Below are 16,850 nucleotides of genomic sequence, written 5' to 3'. Positions count from 1 at the left end.
CATTATCACTCCTGAGCCGAGGACGCCTGAGTCCGTAATTTTGCCATTTCAGTCCCCATGCGGCGGGATAATGCAAAAGTATTCGTCGCGTCTACGTCCACCTCATATGAAAATGCCTCAAGTTCCGGGTTTGCAGCAAATGCAGCATCGGGATCCCAGAATGGATGTAGTACGGCAGCCCAACGCCCGGCCCCGGTGCGAATCACGGGTATATTCCCCATCATTTCTGCGGCACTGTCGCTGTATAGCGAAGCGGCCTCTTTGGCTAATCGTAGGGCATTTTCTGACCAGTCAGCTACGCCCGGAGAGGTAAAATCACCGTTCAGCCCGGCGTTATAGGTTTGATCCAGCAGAAGTTGAATAACATCCAGTCCCAGACGCCAGTCCAGCAATCCGTGATACGGCTGGTTTCCGTACCGGTGCAGGCAGTGATAACACCCCTGAAAGCAGCGTTCGCGATGATCGGGTTGCAGGAACTCAGCCAGCGGGTAGGCCGTTTTGTTATTTAAAATATTCTTCATGACCTCAAGGATAATGAGAGAACCGGATGCACCCTTCTGCTGTAGCCGTTCACATAACCCTGAACCATTAACCAGACGATCGGCCATTTGCAGAACCGGTACCGACTTACCGTTTTTCAGCATTTGAACACGGGGTTCCAGAATTTCGATTTCTTCAGGATCAATATCCAGTAGCTCTTTTGATGCATAATTCACAATGATAGAAGACGCCGAGAGCGCAGCAGCTCTGAATGCCGGAGTTAGAGTGGAATACTGTAGCCGGAGACCCGGCGGGGTTTGGGCAACCATCAGCGCAAGTAGATCAGTCACTTTAGGCGCGGCAAGATAAAATGTGTTTCGCGTTTCTCCCCGATCGGTAAAGCGGTTTTTAACTAACAGGTCGGCCTCAATTATTTGACTATCCATCCAAACCCGGTTCGCCCAAAGCGGCTGGTAGGTCCCCTGCTTTCTGAAAGGGACCGATAGGCTCCCCTGTGTTGCGCTGAAACCACGCCATGTTTTATTGGTATAAATTCCCCGATTCAGGCGGTGCAGACATGTCTGTGGCTGAAGCTGTATCGCCACATTAACGTCAGGCTCAGGCGTTGCAGAAAAAGCGTAGGCTTCTGCAATTGATACACGACTGGCCGTGGTCAAGATCTGATCAAAATCCTCTTTGGCCGATTTTGGTTCCAGCGTAGTGATAAATCCATAAGGAACATAGCATTGATAGCGCTCTGCCTTATCCATAACGGCACCGCAGATAGTACATTCGGTAGCCAGAGAGTTTGCTGGAGCCCAAATGTTGCACACCGGACAGGCGGTCATTGTTCTGAGTTCACCCGGTTCGCAGGCATTTGAATAAAATGATCGTGGATTTTTTCTGCTCTGTTTAAGCAGTCCACTATAACCTGCTGTAAAGTAGCGTCGTTTATCCTGAACCAGAATTTTTCCGGGGGCAAATTCCTGTATCGCAATATCCAGATCGCGATCCATGCTGGCGAATTCGATTTCTTTTCCACCTGTGCTTACAGGCCTTGTCAGCAAAAGGCGTGATCGGGTCGGCATGCCATACATTGGGAATTTACCGTGTTCCGCCAACGCTTCAGCCAATCCTTTCGCCTCCATCGCGCTGTCGTTCAGTACGGCGTTGATATCCTGAATCAGCTGTTCCGGCGTCAAGGGCTGAATAATTTTCTGGAACAAATGGGGGTTTTGCTGTGTGCTAGTCTGGGCAAATTCATCGCGCGCCAGGATGGTTGCTTCGATGGCCTGCCGGATTTTTGGCAGCCAGTCCGTTTGGTTTTCTTTCAGCCAGTGTACCGGGAAAAACTCACCATGGTTATCAGGGACGTGTGCGTAGTCGTCAACCGGCCATGGGTGATCGGCTTTTTCCGTTTGCTGTCTTAACCATTTGAATGCCGACACCAGCCAGATTTTTCGTACCAGTCTCTGGCAGATCATTTCCAGCTTTGTAGTCAGAAACGGTGGCGGAGGGAGGTCGCCTGTAATTTTTTCCGGATAGCGGAAGTAAAACAGATCGTGACTCTTACTGCGACACGCGGTTAATACGAATGAAAACGCTTGTCCACGTCGTCCGGCACGTCCGACACGTTGTTGATAATTAAAGCGCTGTGGCGGCATGTTGGCCTGAAAGACCGCACGTAAATCACCGATATCCACGCCCACTTCCATGGTGGTGGTTACGGAAAGCACATCAACCACCCGAGCTGCCCGGTCAAGATCTCGATCGGGCTCAAAATTTTTCATTCCTTCTGGTAAAATATCATCGTCGTCGGCAATCAAAATACCTTTAAACCGGCGTAGCCTTGCCGCCGGATTTTCGGTCATTCCAGTCAGTTCCTCTGAGCGCATCCTGTGAATACCAGAAGAATGTGAGAGACGTTTGCCGAGATAGTGTTGCATCTGGAGCGTTTTTGCCTCACTGCACGGCGTTTCTGGTAAAGGAGAGTAGCAGCGAGTACAGATTCCCGCGCCGGTGTGCATGTGTATACGCCCACAGCGGGAGCAGCGCCAGACGCGATCTGTAGGTTCCGCCAGGCGAAAGTGCATTTTACCAATATCAATAATACCGCCCTGATGACCCGCCAGCTCTAGTCGCCGGAGAAAACTATCAATTAAAGATAAAGGCTCGCCTCCTGAACACTGGCATATCTCCTGTGTAAAACGGTACAGGCGGTTTCTACGATTGACATCGCGCGCTGAACTCCATGGAGTTTCTGGCTTTGTATATTGTGAAGGGGTAACCCGGTATGCGTCCGCCAACACACGAAACATTGCGTCATAAATCGCGAGATGTTCCCGTGAGTCGTTTCCGGTAATGGGAAGGCAGGGATAACCCCAACCGGACTCTTCCAGCGCGAAGTAGGTTTTACTGAATACGCTTTCCCCTACCAGCCGTTTCAGATCGCGTGAAATCTCCTGTCGTGCCACAAGCAGGTTGTCTTCATAGGATGGAAGCGCCTTCCAGCACCACTCCCCCTGCGTGTTCTTTTCAAAGAGTTGTTGCCATGCAAAGGTCAGCGTGCCTTCTTCATGTTTTTCTGGATCGGGAACAGGCGCGATGCCAGTACGATCGGAAGGGTGAATACCTGCATCTACCTGCGCCCTTAACAGCGGGCCAAGTGGTTGACCTGCATCCGGTGATTCAGGTTCGAGGATTTCACGCAGAGGTATGCTGTCAGATTCAGGCTTTGATAATAACCCTCTGATTTTCTTTCGTTCATCAGCAAGTTGATCCAATTCATCCTCTTCCTCATCCGACCTTACGCTGAGGTTAACTAGTGTTTTGTTCCGGTTCTCTATTTCTGCCTGGCGTATTTTTAGTTGGTTATGGGACGGTTTATCAGCCGCAATAGTCTGTAGCGAATGGACAACAATTTCTCGTCGGACGTCGTCATGGTGACCCGATTCCAGATCGAGCGCCGCCCTTGCGGCATCTTGACGACTGTCTGAAAACGTTACCAGTTGCTCACGGTTACCCGATCGCTGTAGTTCCGCCATTAGCGAGCTGGCCAGTAGTTGTGTCGTTTTTGAAAAACCGACGCGAAAGCTACGGATTGGGGAGAGCTTACCTTTGCCGTATTTATAGGACGTACCGCACGCCGGACACTGAAAAGGTAGCGCCGTTCCCGGTGACTGGCTGGATGACTGGCCTCTTTCCGAGGAGGCAAATTCACCGGGTTTAACGTAATAGAACCAGCCCGCTATATGGTTTTCCGGTAGCGGTTTTAAGAGCGATACTGGGTGTTGAATAGTGGCGGTAAATGGATCGTAGCTGGCTTTTACCCAAGTACCAAAAGTATTGTCATTATCGCTGTTTAGCTCCTCATTTCCTTTCGGCCAGAAACGTTCGACAACGGGCATAAATAGCGCGTATTCTTCAGCAGATCGGCGTTCTACCATGACTGATTTTGCGTGTTCGGGCAGTTGTTCCGTATCAGGGTCGTTGGGTAAAAGTTCAATTCGACTTTCTGAACCGGAAAAGACCGAAGGTTTCCCCCCCCAAAAGAGATTACCGCAACATTCACAATAGAGTAATTCGACACGCCGCGATTTTTTATCTTTGCCGTAACGTAAGCCGGACTCCACGGTAAGATCGCCAAAATATCTGTGATTAATGTCTTGCGCAGATGCAGCGCTAGGGACGGGCAATGGCGCGACATATAACCCCTCAAGAGCGCGCAAAAAAGCATGAGCGCGGAAACGTGGCGCACCGATATCATCAGGAAAGGCATGTGAAAACCATTGCGGCCAGTCTCCCTCAGTCGAACGTAACCAGATTAATGCCTGGAGCGCTTTGTCACTAAGGGGTTGGGCGTTGAAAAGGCGTGAACTAAGCATTTTGATTGACGTAGCTCTCGGAGAATGATCTTCCGTATAGCAGCCACTTTCAAGCAGGTTGCCCGCCTGTAAAACGACCCGTTGCGCTAGTTGTTCTGTTGAGGCTTCACTGACTATCATTCCCATGCTGCGGGCGACATTCTGCCAGTGTTGTAATGAGGTAAGTGGTGCTTGCTGTAACTGAAGCACTGCGTGATAAAACGCCTCCAGCTCCCCCTGGAAAAGAGACATATTGCCCGGGGGAAGAGTGGCACCTTTAATAATACATTCTCTCCAGTCGTTGGAAGAGGCACCGGTGGGTAATCCCCGCTGACCGAACATTCCCCATAAATATTCGACGCTTTGGTCACCTTCAGCCCCTTCAACGGGTAAAGAGGCGCTGGAGGCCAGAATACGCAATTTGTGTCGGTGTTTTTCCTGATCCAGCCCCAGACGGTTGATCAAATGTTTAAGCAAGTAGCTGACTTCAGTACCCGCGGTTCCTCGCTGTAGATGAAGCTCGTCAAGAATAAGATAAAAATAGGCATCAGGATCGCGCTCAATCCACTGTCGGGTTTGCTCAAAAATAGGATCGTCCACCTCGCGAACCAGCATCGTCGAGAGCATGCTGGTGTTGGTGATCAGAATATCGGGCGGTGTCTTTTGCATTTCCCAGCGGCTGAGAACCTCGCCGCCAGCGGTTCGGGGGAAATTAAACGATAATTCGTTATCCTTGTCCTGCTGCGCTTGTCGTACCGCCTCCTGATGGGTCTCTTCCGTTAATTGCATATATTCACGCAGCTCAGTGATTTTTTTAGCCACGCGCTTTTTCTCATTTTTTTCTTCACTGAGTCGGGGATGTTTAAGCCAGCCAGTTACTTTAGTTGCGCTGGTATAACGGCCAAAGAAGATCCGGTTGCCGCCGAAATACGTATCCATGACATCATGAGCTTCGCTGGAATCCAGCGCCCGTCGCATACGTACCAGTTGATCTTCTACCAAGGCATTCATCGGGTAGAGGATCAGCGCCCGTACCGCTTTCGGACGAGCAGCGGCTTCATGCTCGCGCATGAAGCTGGGCTGTTTATCCGCTACCTTATGCCACCACGGTTGCCAGCGCTTCAACGCCGAGCTTTGCGGCCAGCCGGTAGCTTCTTTTGCGATCTGTGCCAGAACCGGCAATAAAAATGATTCGGTTTTACCGGAACCGGTCCCGGAGGTGACAATGCCCGGTTTCCCTGGCTGTACCCCTCTTTTCAGCATGTCCAGTTGATGGGTATAAAGATTAAAACGTCCCTTAGTTGAATCCGTTTTATTGCGGGGCAGAAGTCCACCTAAACAGAGGTCGATGAATGCCGCCCTTTGTTGCGCATTAAACCCTGGCAACCATGTCTGACCATGAGCATCATTTCGTAATGCACTGATAGTTAAGCCATAGTTCTGATATCGGGACATCGGCTCAAGAAATAGATCGGCACATAATGTCCCTTGCTGTTCCAGTAATGCTCGCCGTTCAGTCTGTATGTCTGATGAACCAATACGGAAGGCCGTTTCAAGGTACGAAATATAAAAATCTCTTATTGATTCAAATGTTTCCAGTGGGTTATTCATTATTAATCCTTTGCTTATAACTGGAAAAGGGTCTCAAGTACGCTTGCAGATTCACCGGTAGTCATTTCCTGAACATATGGCCCTAACTGCGGGGCAAGAGCGTCAATCGTGGTCGCAATATCTTGTGCCGTACTACGGCCTAGGCTATAAGCCAGACGGGCAACAGCTTGTGCTTGTTCATCAGGAAGTAAAGAGAGTAGCGCTGCTTCTAGCACTTCCCTTGGCGCACAAGCTTGGTACTCTGGCTGGGGGTTGTCCACATAGATTGTCTGCCATAGTTCAAGGGTAATACGAGAAGGCGTGATGTCAGTATTTTGCTCAAATGGCCGTTCATCCGACCATATATTTTCTGCAAGAAACAGGGGTAACTGGTAAGCAAGAGGAGCCTGTAATGGAAACGTGCTTTTCCCGGTGGTGAATGTGAGTAAAAAAAGTATCGGGTGTCGGATGGGCAAATGTCGCAGAGCCTGCCGCCGATCCGTCCAACTGCATGCGGCAGGATGGCGAGTTCTGAATAAGCACTCTTGGAGTTCAGGGAGCAGCGTTTCTGGAGGAGTGCGGTTAAAACCACGCAATTCAACGATGCTCACCAGCCCTGCCTCTTGTTGATGGGTCAAAAAATCGCCTAGCGTCATGGTATTAGTATCGCCGGATAAACGGATCAATGTGGGGGAGTTCATTAAATCACTGAAGCTAAAATGATCGCTATGTACCGATACTTCTCCCCAAACATTCCCGGCTAAGAGGTTCGCTAGTGAGGCGATAGTCTCTTTCGTCTGTTTTCCCATCAATCCGACTGCGGGTGTAACACTCGCAGCGGCAATCATGCTGGATAATAAAGATTCACTTAGTCCCGTCGCCAGAGCCTGTTTTTCGATAGCCGATGATAGTTGATGTTTGCGAGTCAGGGCATTCGCCTCTGCTAATGGAAAATTAGAATTTACTGATTCGGCTACAGGTTCTGGTGCTATTTGTCGTTGGGCAGATTGTTCCTGCACTGTTTCATTTTTAATTATCGCACGCAGTAACGCTGTCTGGGCCAGCGTTTCAATTCCCGCTTGAGACGCAGCTTCGAAGGTCTTTTTAATCCGTTGTTCAAGTTCATTTTCTTGCTGACGTAGCGCTTTATTAATACGATCTGTCTCTTTTTTCAGTTTTTTCTTCTGGTCGTCGATTTCATTTTCAAGCTGTATTTTCTTTTCAGATAATACCTTTATTGATTGTTTAATCTGGTACTGTTCTTCTTCGTAACGAGTCAGTATTTCTTGTTTTTCAATATTAATTTGCGCTTCAACCTCAGGTAAAGCCAATAACTGTTGAGTCGTATCGTTAAGAAAGGATCTTGTATCTGCTATCTGTTCCAGGTGAGATACAGCACGAAGATAGGATGCCTGATTATCAGACTCATGTTCAGCAATAAAGTGGGTTAAATTTTGTAGCTGTCCTTTACTGAACTGAGGGAAATCTTTTGCTGAATCAGTGCGTTTAAGCAGGCGTTTGATCCACGTGCTGGCTTCAGCGCAATCATATTTTTTACTCACCTGAGGGAGTTCAGTGATCACCCTGAGGGCATGAGAACCAAGTAGTGTCTGAGAAACCTGACGATAACTCTCTAGCGGCATATCAAAGTCATATTTTTTAGGATCAGACAAGTCACCCGGTAATCTTAGGGATACGCCATCACTTAGGTGAAAAATGACCGCCGTATCGTTTTGCGGCTGGTAGCGGGTAAGTAACCACTCTCTGACAGCATCTGGCTCATCAGAGGCATGAGGCAGCGCAACGACAGGATAAACGCGCGACATGTAGTCAGTAATAACATACTGCGCGGGTTTATCAGACGGCTGATATCGGGCTTTCCATATTGCTATTTCACCCCGAGTAAATTTTTTGCTGAAATAGCTTTCAAAACCAATGGCTTCACCTCCATGGGGAAAAAAATCTTTTACCAGTTCCTCCGGGAGGTCTCGTAGGTTGCCATTAATTAACAGACTAATCGGCATAACAAAAAAAGCGCCGGTCGCGGTTAACGCTAACACTTTTCCAATGAACATAACTTCGTCCATCGAACTGTCGATTTCTTTGGAAACAACGGGAGGAGCCTGTATTACACTAGTACCATCTATTGTTTTAAGGTCGTAACTGGCTTCAAACTGATCGATAAGCTCACCCAATTTTCGCGCCATCGGTAAAGAATGTTCTGATAGCTTTGTCCGCCATCGATTATCGGCTGTTCGCGTTCCCCTGAGTGCATCAACCAATCCCCCAACAAACAGCGGTATAGTGCGCTCTGGCTTAGGAATTTCTCTACCCTGACTAATTAAGGCACAATGTTCAATGTCTTCATCCATGAAATTAATTGTCGAAGAGTCAGAAACACCATGTTGGGGTAAATCTATTTCTTCACCATTCAGAAATTTCGTTATAATTTCAGGGCAGTCAGAAGAAATATAGAATCCCAGAATAGTGCGCCATAACGGTTTGCAGAGTTCAATATTTTCCGCATTACTTTCTGCTTCTAACAAATCTCTAAGAACATTTTCTGGGTCATTTTGTTCAGAAAACGTTAAATTTTCACGAAGCCAATCAGACACAACAAGTTTGGCCTTAGGTGGTAACGTACGGAGAAAATGTAACCTTTTCTCTGGTCCTTTCGGTAAATTATCTGCTTTAGCGCCATTTCTGGTGAGCCTTTGCTTGCACTCTTGCAAGCATCTGATCAATTCATGAGATTCTGTACCGAAGCTGTACATTTGGCCCAGCCGGTCGCTGATAATACTTTGCTTTTTAGCCATGTTAAACGTTCTCCTTACCACCTGATTCTGTAAAATTACTGTAAGGTTCTACGCAGCTTGCATGTTGTTAGCGCTCTGTTCCGTCGTTCCAACGCGCGTTGGCACGAAGGGGAAACCATTACATTGTCCCAGAGTGGAAATTTCCCCCCTGCAAATAAGTAGCCACCATTATCTGTTATCGACAAGCATCCATGGGCAACATGGATCCACCACTGTAAAACGGAGGGCGGTAACGCAAAGATTTTCTTTGACCAGCACCAGTCAGTATCGCCTTTTTGCACGCCAACCGTTTCTCCTGTACATATCATCTGAGCCATTAATGCCCAGGAGAAGCTATCAGTTTGCCAGTATCCGGTGTTCTGCCGAATAAAATAACGATAACTCTGCTTTTCCTGACACCGTATCAATAGATTATTAGCCGTTTGAGTAAGCCGCTGTTCTTCTGACCATTGGTATTTTTCAGCTTGCCATAGCGACACATAGAGTTCCGGGGGTAAAGCCGGGATAAACTGCATTTGAGACAGTGGTAGCAATACTCCGCTCAAAGCATTTACGGGGAAATCGTGGTGACTAACCAAACGTAACCCAAACTGTTCAATGAAAGCATGAATACGCTCTCTGGCTGATAGATGCAATTCAATACAACCCATTGAACAACCTTTATCCTCAACCAACCGACGCCCTATTCGCTCACCGTCATTCAGTGCTTCTTGGAGAAGATTACGTTCACTTCTTGTAAACATCCCCAGAATTCGGGCAACAATTCCCTGCTCAGTGACATCAACGGAAATAGTTCTTTCAGCTAATGAGACTAACGAATATGGCGCATGACGTCGTTGTACTACACAAAGCCAGCCAGCAGCAAAGAGCATGCGACGCAATTGCCACTCTGGTATCCTCGTTACCTGTGATACGGGGTCAATATGTTGTTTTAATTCACCAAAAGGCAATGTGCTACGACGTTGAAAACGCAATGCCAGCGCCTCAGCGAGCCAGTCAAATGCTGCGGGTATATTATGTAACTCGGTATATTGGCATGTTACAGGAAGGCAATTTTCATACTGCCATAACATCTGAGCACCACTCAATGGTGTTATTTTTTCGCGTTTTAGTGGGCAGATCACTGCCGTATCCCCTAACGCCATTAATACTCCCGATGGTCCATCAATAAGCCAATCATGTGGCTCTGCAATTTTACAATAAGTGGCGTAAGGCGCGTGATCTAACACGTGTACATCAAAATTTACTGGGATATCTGAATGCGCTAACGTAAGTTCGTAGCGACAAAATGCCTGACCAGATATTTCCATCAACTCCTCTGGTGGAATGAATAATCCTTCAGCTCCCTGAGATAGCGAGCCATGAATTAATTCTTCTCCGTCTTTATTGCTGATGACATAGCATCCTCTTAGTACTTCAGGCATATGAATTATCGGTGTACTGGCAGGGTTAAGCAGTATAGCCTGTCCAAATCGCGCTGCGCCTGACATACGAGGTCGAGCAGGCTGCCATCCCTGTATTAGAAAACGACGGGCTTCTTCTGGTAACAAACGGGCTATCTTATCCAGCGTTTGCCTGCCAACTTTATCGGAAGAAACTATTGACCATTTGGTAGATTTAATATCCCGACGTTGTACTCTTTCACCAACCTTCTTCAAGACAGTGAAAATACTGTCTGCATATGTATGATGAAGTATTAAATAGATTGGAGAATTTTCATAATATTCTCCCTCTGAACTAATATGACAAAAATCATCACGAAAAAGCGGCAAACACCCAGACCGCAGTGCGACTCCCACTCGTGATTTATAGAAATGACCCTTCCGTTTTTTTAATAAAAAATCCAAGAAATTTAATGTGGTGCCTATGTCTCGTTCGTAATATATATTATTATAGCTCTCTATTTCATTAGGCAAGGAGTAATAACGCTGGATTTCTGAGTCTGTAGCAGCAGCGTCATCCATAAGAAGATAAATCTCAGGATTACCTGAATCATTAAACTCAATGTGAATACAATACTTACCATTCTCTTTGAGTTGTTCTCTCTCTGTATGTACAGTGATATCACGAACAGCCCCCCAAAAAGGAGAGTCATAAGCCTGCTGCATGGCAGCCTTTGAAAGTAATGTTCTGAACTCAATAAACTCTTGGTTAAAAACTTCGCTAAAACAAGATATATATTGATGTACTACCTTATTAACTGATTCAAAAGTTGAATAGTTATCTAACTTATTATCGATGAGAACATTCCGTAAAAAGACCTCATCTTTGTAGCATGGAAAAGCAATTCTCTTGGAGTACCCAATCAATCTTTCATGTTTTGATGGCCTTGGCAAGATTAAACGGGTACAGTTTTGTCTTTTACTACTCCATCTTTCTAACCTTTCCCATAAGTTGGGTAATTCAGTAAAAACAAATTTTTTATTTTTATCAAAGCCAAGCAGCACAGAAAATCGAACCCGAAAATCCCCTTCGTCATGTGTTTCATCATCAGCACTGGCAGCAAGTAATGTTAAATATAAAACGGCAAAATAAGTAGGGTATCCTTTTATTTGCGCTAAAATGTCTAATCGAGACTCATCCCTGAGAGCATCCTGGATTTTAGACGCTTTTTTTCCAAACGAAATCAGGAAACTTCGCTTAGCATCCTCTTTGCTACGTGGACCTGCAAGTTGCTCAAAAATGCGTCCCGTAGTATCAATTCGGCTTAAAGTCGAGCCCGTATGCGAAGACTCAAGAAAGACGATCTTTACTAGTTCAGCATTCCATTCTTCTAAGGTAACCGGGAAAAAATCATCCATACTCACCGCCTAATTACCGTTCGCTGTCATCTTTTTCAAACCAGCACCAGAAAATAAATGCTGAAAAAGTACCTCAGCCAGCAGTGGAGGAACAGCATTACCAATTTGGGTAAATTTTGACTCGACGTCTCCTACAGGTTCAAAACCGTGTGGAAAAGTTTGTATTCGTGCACATTCCCGCCATGATAACCGCCTTGCCTGTTCCAGTTTGGGACGAGAAGTATCAACAACTAGATGCTCATATTCATCAGAAAAGTCCCAGCGCTGCTTCCAGCCATCCTCCAGGTTTGACCATGTTAACTTCATCACCGGGCTGGCAGGATGTAATGTAACATGACGCCAGTTAGCTACGACGGTGTAAGCAGGGCTGTCCCATAGAGCTTTACGATTTCGGGACATGAAATACCATGAGAAATGCCCATCAGGATCATGTGGTCGTTCGTAAAACTCACCTTCAGGCCATAGTGGTAAATCCCTAATAGCCTCACCATGTGAAACATAGGGTTTTAAATGAGGATTCTTTTTTGTCGCTTTGCCATGTGTTTCAGCAGGAAATTCAAAGTATTGCCCCAGATCGTTTCTGACGCCAATAATAAACAAACGCTTGCGCGACTGAGGCACGCCGTAAGCCCTCGCGTTTACCATATGATAGCTGACTTGGTACCCGGCAGCTTTATATGCCGTGAGCTGTTGTTCCAGAAAGCTACCTGCTCCTAATTGTTTCAAGCCAGAAACATTTTCAGCAACAAAATACTTCGGCTGAACAGTCTCTAATACCCGTAGAAAGTGTTTATAAAGGTTTGTTCTGTCGTCATTGTTAGGTTTTCTGTTACCTGCCATTGAAAATGACTGGCAGGGATAGCCTCCAACAACAATATCAACATCCGGAAAAGACAGAATTTGAGAGATATCACTATGCCTGATATCACTATCGGGGAAATAGTTCCCTAATGTTTTGCAGGCATTCTCTGCAACATCGTTGGCAAAGACGATGTCTCCACCAGCTGAGGTAATTCCAAAATCCATACCACCACAACCGGAGAAAAGTGAAAGGACCCGAATATTATCGTTCTCTCTCTCAAAAACACTGCTCATACGCCCATACCAAATATCTTCTTCTAACAAACCGTAAATGGTTGTTAATTTGCCATAAAATCATAGAGAAAGATTATACCCCTCTGTAAAGAATCTTACATCAATATACTTAGCTTTTGAGGGGGAAGTGGTGTTTTTGTTGTTAAAGTATTACTAAATGGCCGTTCTTCAGATAGCGTTTCCCACCAAATCCCCCATCAGCAACATCGGATCCATCGGCAACGGCTCAAACCCCACCTGCAGATAAAATTCCCGCGCTTCGTCAGACAACGCATCAACCAGCGTCCCGCGAATACCGATGGTTTCCGCCACCTGTATTACCCGCAACTCGGCATCACGTATCAGTGTCAGCCCCATACCTTGCCTATGTAGCGATTTATCCCCCTCCAGGCGTCCCAGCATCAGAAGGGGATTGGATGAGACATATTGCGACAAAAGCGCACGGGGGCAGTATTTGTTGTAACAGCGCTGGAAGCCAGCGAGTAGGAAGCCATCACATTAGCATCGTCGAAGCAGACAAACATGCTGGATGCGACGGAAAGCTGGTTCTTCATCGCACATCGTTTTAGCCAGTTATCCATAGAATCTACTCCACAACAGAACGAGGTAAGAATATGCCCTGTATGAAGGGGAAAATGTATTTATTTAAAGCCTCCAGAATGTCAGAGGCATAACCTTCAGGCCGTCGACCAACTTTTGTCGCATGCCCTCAAGCGCCACGGTCTGGAACCTGTTGTTGAGTTGTACATCGCAAACCAGTTTCTCTTATTTCTTTGTTGTTGATGGGTGTAAGCATACCCGTTTTAGTTCCACGCACTTTTTGAGATCTCCGGGTTTTCAGCCATCAGCCGGTACTCTTCCTGCGTCAGGTTATTCAGGGATTCATGAGGCCGCTCGCTGTTATATTCAGCCAGCCAGCGCTCCGTAATTTCCCGTGCTTCATTCAGGGTTCTGAACAGATAAAAATCCAGTACTTCTGTCCGGTACGTCCGGTTAAACCGTTCAATAAAGGCATTCTGTGTCGGCTTACCCGGTTTGATAAACTCCAGTATCACCCCGTGTTCTTCCGCCCACTGCGCCAGTGCCAGCGACACCAGTTCTGGCCCGTTATCCATCCGCATTTTCAGCGGATAAACTCATGGCAAATTGCGCCGTCAGATAGCTGACGAGTTCACGCTTTATCGCTGGTTTTAAAGCTTTTTTTTCGATGACAATGACGTCTTTTAACGCTCGATTTTCCAGACTCAGGTCAGCAAATATCTGTTTGAGGCGTCGGTTCTCATCTTCAAGGTCTTTGATTTTTTTAATATCAGCCGCTTCCATCCCGCCATATTTCGCCTTCCAGTTGTAGTAACTGGCTTCAGATATTGCGGCCTCACGGCAGACATCTTTGACAGTTCGTCCGGCTTCGACAGACTTCAGGACGGCGATTATCTGGTGCTCGGTGAATCGGATATTACGCATAGCGATCTCCTCAGGGGACATAATCAGTATGTCGGAAGATCTCTAAAAGTGAATGGTTCGGTTTGCCGGGATACTTACAAACTCACCACCCAAAGCTATCTTTTTCTAACGACAAGCGAGGGATGGTCTAAAGTACTCGACTCCTCAGCCTCAGCCGGTCTGAAATAAACTAGCGAGAAAAAGGCGGCAATCATAACGCTTTAGAATATAATTCCAGAACGGATCCAATTTGCCACCTTGGACGGTAATCAACTCAGACGAACATATTCATCTTAGAGTCAGATGTTCAGCTGGGAATTCATAAAGTACAGCACACTTCCATCATCGAGCTTGACCTCATCTCCAAATGCTCCCTTAAAAAGGGCAACACTGCGACTGTCCACCTTTAAACCTTCTTGTGACAAGTAGTGATAAAATGACGGACGATAGTCCAATCCTTCGCGAAAGCGGTAAGGATCATCTTTGGTTCCAACTCCAAAAATATCCCTTCCAAATTTCAATTTTTGACCTTCAAGTATTCGCTTCGCCTTGATACTTTTTCCGAGGTCAGTTGATTTTTCTCGCAGCGAGTCGAGCCAAGATCCGGTCAGCATAGAGGCTACTTGGCGATCCATCATCGCCTCAATCCCACATAGCGTTGAAAGCATAAGTGTCAATTGCGCCAGAATTATCTTATGACCTGACTTCCACCCTTCTCCCCCGCCCCCCAAAAGATCACCTCCGGTAGCAATTGTACCGTGCGCAACATGGGACAAGAAACCGTACAAGCTGAGCACCCCTGGTTGTTTTGAATTCATTGTCCCTAGTGGAGTTAGTATGTTATACGGCTTTTTGATAGACTCTCGCCACAAGTGCCGCCACTCGGACGTTGCACCAGACAAGTTCGAGCTTCCCGCAAGAACTCGTGCCAATTGTTTCTCAGCGTTCGCCAATAATTCCGAAATTTTTCCGGAGTTAGGGGCAGACTTTTCCACCTCATTTTTAGCTTTGGTTAATTTTTCCCCTAACTCGATTGCCAATGCATGATGCTCAAGCATTGAGCGCACGAGTAGCGTCACCCCGAGAACGCTGTCTGCGTTAACAAGTCTCGCCGCTTGACGAGCCATAGACCACATCTTGTACTCAATTACCTCGATGCTGAAGCTCAAACTCGGAACTAGGATCGAGAGCTGCTCATTACTCTCATACGCGCCATTCGGTATAGGTAAAGAATTAGCAGCTTGAGCAAGTCGAAGTTCTTGTTGAATTAAGAACGAATATCGATTCTGCCCTGAAATTGTCTTAAGTGAGTCAGGCCAAAGACTTGGTGAAAGCTGGCTCTCTCTCAAAGCCTTGATTGCCTCAATATCTGTTGGCCAAGTCGGCGGAGTACCAAAAGCGCTTTCCCAGTTAGACTCGCAGTTAGCAAAATGGTGAAAAGTCCCCTCTGCGTCCTTCCAATCTGCTTCTCTATGCCCCATTTCCACAGAGTAAGTCTTTTTGAGGATGGGTAAAGTGACATCCGCCAAGATACGGAAAGGATCATTTGAGGATGTCTAATTCAAAGGTAAAAAAACAATATGATCGCAATTGTCATTTTCAACCCATGGCAATTGAAAAAACGCTTCATAAATCACGATAAAAGCGTCAGCTACAATAGTTGCTGCATCAGTAGAGTGAGGCCTCACAGATAGAATATGGCTACCATAGTTAGGATGGACATATTCACTAAGTTGGTTGAAAGCCAGCTTCAGACTTTCATGACGTTTATCGGCTATCTCTTTATCTGAAGCCTGATTAGTCAGCTCCTCCCTATTTTTTAATTCCAGCCTAGGTAAGACCCGACTTTGGAGAAAACGAATTTTATCCGCCACAGCCTCACTGTCAAATGGAGTCTTTTTGCCAAATTCAAAGAGTTCCGCAACGACATTTAATGCATCGAGTTCTTCTATCTGGGTTCGAAGCACTAGAGCAGCCAAATGTAGGTCACCTGTGGTGGAGGCTTGGTCTAACGCCTCTTCCAGGAGCAACCAGCGTGGCCAGACACATGCCAAAAGCAAAGGTTCGATTTTTTGGTGCAATATCTCAGGGGAGTCCAATCGCGCCCGTGATAAATTAAGAGCAGCAAGAACCAGGGTGTGATCACTCAGACCCTCAAGTGCTGGAGGTCTTTGACGCCCTCGCTGCCTCCGCGCGGCAATAGCATCAAGCTTAGTCATCTTATCGCTGAGTTGAGTGTCCCAAATCGAGCGCCATGGGTGGAACACTGGAATGTTAAGCATAGTTAATCGTTAATTCCTTATAGTAATCTGCGCAAAGCAATCTAAAAACTTAGCATGCTTTGCTTGCCTTATCCGCATCACTGTCACAAGCAGTGCCAACAACACCCGCGGTGCAATCCACATTATCGCCTCCCTAGCCGTAAACTCCAGTCCCATAATATGTAAACCACCATAGCCTTCTCCCCATTGGCTCACCTTTGTTCCGTGCCATTCAAGCGCCACAGCCTGAAGCGTGTTGTTGAGCTGCACATCGCGAACCAGTTTTTCTTCTTTCTTGGCAAAAGATGTAAACACCAAAAGCCATACGCTTCTCTTTTCCATTGAAGCAATATTTCATCCGCCAGTACTTGGGACCAGAGGAAACGACTTCAAGATACAAACCAGCACCGTCTACCCACTTGTAGGCTTTCTCTCTGGGTTTAGCAGTGTCTACCTGTCACGCATTAAGCTTCATTGGGGGCATCTCCCTGGACCGAACAC

Annotated in this window: 6 protein-coding genes and 4 pseudogenes; all 10 read right to left on the bottom strand. The window is 46.6% G+C overall.

Translation table 11 applies throughout. The features are described 5' to 3' along the window. Positions 1-5: 5 nt before the first annotated feature. Positions 6-5,954: a DEAD/DEAH box helicase gene (locus PGQ95_RS09130; protein ID WP_430917809.1), complete on the bottom strand. Its 5,949-nt coding sequence runs from the start codon at positions 5,952-5,954 to the stop codon at positions 6-8. Between the two features lie 14 nt (positions 5,955-5,968). Continuing rightward, a complete protein-coding gene (locus PGQ95_RS09125) occupies positions 5,969-8,749 on the bottom strand; it encodes a kinetochore protein (protein WP_430917807.1) in 2,781 nt (926 codons plus the stop codon). 35 nt (positions 8,750-8,784) lie between these two features. Further along, a complete protein-coding gene (locus PGQ95_RS09120) occupies positions 8,785-11,550 on the bottom strand; it encodes a hypothetical protein (protein ID WP_430917805.1) in 2,766 nt (921 codons plus the stop codon). Between the two features lie 9 nt (positions 11,551-11,559). Next, the gene (locus PGQ95_RS09115) at positions 11,560-12,645 is read right to left on the bottom strand and encodes a DNA cytosine methyltransferase (protein WP_430917803.1); all 1,086 of its coding nucleotides are present in this window, start codon (positions 12,643-12,645) and stop codon (positions 11,560-11,562) included. Between the two features lie 168 nt (positions 12,646-12,813). Beyond that, positions 12,814-13,286: pseudogene (locus PGQ95_RS09110) on the bottom strand (GNAT family N-acetyltransferase). Further along, positions 13,268-13,410, bottom strand: a pseudogene (locus tag PGQ95_RS09105) (integrase); the annotation flags it as partial. The pseudogenes PGQ95_RS09110 and PGQ95_RS09105, both read right to left, overlap by 19 nt. 38 nt (positions 13,411-13,448) lie before the next feature. Continuing rightward, a pseudogene (locus tag PGQ95_RS09100) lies at positions 13,449-14,109 on the bottom strand (integrase core domain-containing protein). 278 nt (positions 14,110-14,387) lie between these two features. Further along, positions 14,388-15,617, bottom strand: coding sequence for a hypothetical protein (locus PGQ95_RS09095; RefSeq protein ID WP_430917801.1), 1,230 nt, complete (start codon positions 15,615-15,617; stop codon positions 14,388-14,390). 27 nt (positions 15,618-15,644) lie between these two features. Beyond that, a complete protein-coding gene (locus PGQ95_RS09090; protein WP_430917799.1) occupies positions 15,645-16,370 on the bottom strand; it encodes a hypothetical protein in 726 nt (241 codons plus the stop codon). A 171-nt stretch (positions 16,371-16,541) separates the two neighbouring features. After that, positions 16,542-16,824: pseudogene (locus PGQ95_RS09085) on the bottom strand (Arm DNA-binding domain-containing protein); the annotation flags it as partial. Positions 16,825-16,850 lie beyond the last annotated feature (26 nt).

Source organism: Klebsiella sp. 141240 (assembly GCF_050600805.1).
In the GTDB taxonomy this organism is placed as follows: Bacteria; Pseudomonadota; Gammaproteobacteria; order Enterobacterales; family Enterobacteriaceae; genus Klebsiella; species Klebsiella aerogenes.
The sequence above is the reverse complement of the archived record's forward strand: the minus strand, read 5'-3'. Positions and strand labels throughout refer to the sequence as shown.